This is a genomic window from Xanthomonas sp. SHU 308 (assembly GCF_000364645.1).
Lineage (GTDB): Bacteria > Pseudomonadota > Gammaproteobacteria > Xanthomonadales > Xanthomonadaceae > Xanthomonas_A > Xanthomonas_A sontii.
Window position 1 is genome coordinate 1 of sequence record NZ_AQOK01000875.1, and the last position, 3,308, is coordinate 3,308.

Here is a 3,308-nt window from a genome sequence, read left to right on the forward strand (position 1 = left end):
GAATTCCACTGAACAACGTGGTGGGTTTACACATCTAGACGCACCTCATGCAGCGCTCCTCGTACCGCTACAAGGCGGTGGCGGTAGTCGCGCGACCGGTTCGTCGCAGCCACGTTCTCAGTACCTCCCCACGGGAAGGCCGTGCTATTGGTCCCCTGGCGCATCCGCCCCGCCTGGGCTCATCGAAAACGCGCGCTCGGTACCCGCGCCCGCCGCCCAGGCGGTGTTGGGCGTGGCCTGCAGGGTGAAGCGCAGTTCGCCGCCGGCCATGAGTTCCTCGTGGCGCAGGAACGCGCGGTTCAGCGGCCGCCCGTTGAGGGTGACGCTGCCGACATAGGGATGCGCGTCGTCCAGGCCGTCGGCGATCACCGTGAAGCGCTTGCCGTTGGGCAGCGCCAGGGTGGCGCGCGGCAGGAACGGGCGGCCGAGGATGTACTGGTTGCTGGCCGGCGCCACCGGGTAGAAGCCCAGCGCGGTGAACACGTACCAGGCCGACATCTGTCCCATGTCGTCGTTGCCGGCCAGCCCGTCCGGGCGCGCTGCGTACTGGCTGCGCATGATCTGCTGCAGCCGCGCCTGGGTGCGCCACGGCTGCCCGGCATAGGCATACAGGTAGGCCACGTGGTGGCTGGGCTCGTTGCCGTGCGCATACCAGCCGATCAGGCCGGTGATGTCCTCCATGTGCGCGAACACCTTGGGATCGACCTTGGCGTCGAACACCTGGTCCAGCCGCGCCAGCAGCTTGTCGTCGCCACCGTGCGCACGGGCCAGGCCGGCCACGTCCTGCGGCACGTACCAGGAGTACTGCCAGGCGTTGCCTTCGGTGTAGTCGGTGCCGTAGCCGCTGGCGTCCGGATCGAACGGAGTGCGGAAGGCGCCGTCGCGCTTGCGCGCGCGCATGAAGCCGGTGTCCGGGTCGAAGGCGTTGCGCCAGTTGCCGGCACGCTTGGCGAAGGCGGCGGCGACCTCGCTGCGGCCCATCTCCTTGGCCATGCGCGCGATGGTCCAGTCGTCGAAGGCGTATTCCAGGGTCTTGGAAGCGGCCTCGCCTTCCTCGTCGATCGGCACATAGCCGAGTTCGCGGTACTGGGCGATGCCGTCGTAGGGGCCGTAGTTGGCGCTGGCCACCATGGCCTTGAGCGCAGCGTCGGTGTCGTAGCCGCGGATGCCCTTCATGTACGCGTCGGCGATCACCGGCACCGCGTGGTAGCCGATCATGCACCAAGTCTCCAGGCCGTGGAACGCCCACACCGGCAGCACGCCGTAGGGGCTTTCGCGCTGGTGCGCGAGCAGCGAGTTGACGATGTCGTTGGTGCGTTGCGGCGGCTGCACGATGGTCAGCAGCGGATGCAGCGCGCGGTAGGTGTCCCACAGCGAGAACGTCGAATAGTGGGTGTAGCCCTGCGCCTGGTGCACGGCGTTGTCCGGCCCGCGGTAGCGGCCGTCGCTGTCCATGAACAGGGTCGGGCCGAGCAGGCTGTGGTACAGCGCGGTGTAGAACTGGGTGCGCTGCGCGGGCGGCGCGTCCACCTCCACCGCACCCAGCGCCTGCGCCCATTGCGCACGCGCCGCGCGGCGCACGCCGTCGAAATCCCAGCCCGGCACTTCGGCGTCGAGATTGGCGATGGCGCTGTCCTCGCTGACCGGCGAGATCGCCACCTTCACCAGCAGCGGCCCGCGCAGGGCGTCGCCGAAATCGAAGCTGCCCACCAGTTGCCGGCCTTCGATCTGCGCGCGCTGGGTGGGGTCGTTGTCGCCCGGCGGCGGAAAGCCCTTATAGGGGATGTCCTGCTCGGTGTTGTGGAAGGCGTGGCCGCGCAGCGGCTGCGAGAAGCGTAGGGCGAAGTACAGCTGCCGCCCCGGCGCCCAGCCGCGGGTCTCGCGAAAGCCGGTGACGGTGCCGTCGGCACGCAGGCGCAGCCGCGACCAACTGATCTTGCCCGGGTAGTCGTACAGGCTGGTGCGCAGGTCCAGCAGCACGTGCGCCGGCTGGCCGGCGGGGTAGGTGTAGCGGTGCACGCCGACGCGGGCGCTGGCGGTGAGTTCGGCGCGCACCTTGTCGTCGTCCAGGGTCACCGCGTAGTAGCCCGGCTCGGCGCGCTCGTCGTCGTGGCGGAAGCGCGCGCTGTAGCCGCTGCCGGGCTTGTCCGGGTCGCCACGCTCCAGCCGCACCGCGCCTCTGATCGGCATCAGCAGCACGTCGCCCAGGTCGGAGTGGCCGGTGCCGGAGAAATGCGTATGCGAGAAGCCGACCAGGCTGCGGTCGTCGTAGCGGTAGCCGGCCGCCCAGCCGTAGGCGTCCTTGCGCGGCTGGATGCGCGTGTCCGGACTCAGCTGGACCATGCCGAACGGCACCGTGGCGCCGGGATAGGTGTGGCCCTCGCCGCCGGTGCCGATGAAGGGGTCCACCGCGGCCACCGCACGCTCGCCGGCGTTACCGCCCGCCGCCGCGACGGCGGATGCGATCGGCCACAGCGCGGCCAGCAGCAGCGCGGCAACGCCGCCCAGCGTCCTCGAGCTGCGCATGGCAGGCTCCCCGTATCGAATCGATCCAAACGGATAGCACAAAGCCACTGCAATGCCTTGCTGCACTGCAAAATGCGGATCGGATCACGACAGCGCAGGATGAGCGACCTTTTGAACCGGTCTAATCCGCCGTGGCGCCGTCTCCCGCCGACAAACGCGTCACCGTGTCCGACATCGCCGCCGCCTGCGGCGTGTCGCGGGCGACCGTGTCGCTGGTGCTGCGCAACAGCCCGCTGGTGCATGCGGACACGCGCGCGCGGGTGGCGGCGGAGATCGCCCGCCAGGGCTACGTCTACCACCGCGGCGCGGCCAGCCTGCGCGGCCGCGCGTCCAACGCGGTGGCGCTGGTGGTCAACGACCTGGCCAATCCGTTCTTCGCCGAGTTCGCCGGCGGCGTGGACGCGGCGCTGGCCGAGGCCGGCTACGTGATGCTGATGGGCAGCACCGGCGAATCGCCGGAGCGCCAGCAGACCGTGCTGGCCTCGCTGATCGAGCATCACCCGGCGGCGATGATCCTCTCGCCCACCGAGAACACCGACGCGGCGCGGTTGCGCCAGTTGCTGGGGCCGCGCCTGCCGGTGCTGCTGTTCAACCGCGCGCTGGACGGCGACTGGCCGCTGCTGGCGCTGGACAACCGCCGCGGCGCGCGCCTGGCCACCGAACACCTGCTGGCGCAGGGCCACCGCGCCATCGCCTTCTTCGGCGGCCACCGCCAGTCCAGTTCCTGCGCCGAGCGCCGTGCCGGCTACCGCGAGGCGCTGGCCGCCGCCGGCATCGCGGTC

2 protein-coding genes are annotated in these 3,308 nt (G+C 70.5%); one reads left to right on the plus strand and one right to left on the minus strand.

From position 1 onward, the window contains the following. Positions 1–144: 144 nt before the first annotated feature. Positions 145–2,526 (minus strand): GH92 family glycosyl hydrolase, encoded by a 2,382-nt coding sequence (locus D588_RS0122610; RefSeq protein ID WP_017917616.1) that lies wholly within the window; start codon positions 2,524–2,526, stop codon positions 145–147. Positions 2,527–2,657: 131 nt separating this feature from the next. Here D588_RS0122610 and D588_RS0122615 point away from each other — a divergent pair. After that, a partial coding sequence (locus D588_RS0122615) for a LacI family DNA-binding transcriptional regulator (RefSeq protein WP_017917617.1) occupies positions 2,658–3,308 on the plus strand: 651 nt, incomplete at its 3' end.

Coding starts and splice junctions, on each gene's coding strand:
- D588_RS0122610 (WP_017917616.1), bottom strand. CDS start 2,526: ATGCGCAGCTCGAGGACGCTGGGCGGCGTTGCCGCGCTGCTGCTGGCC.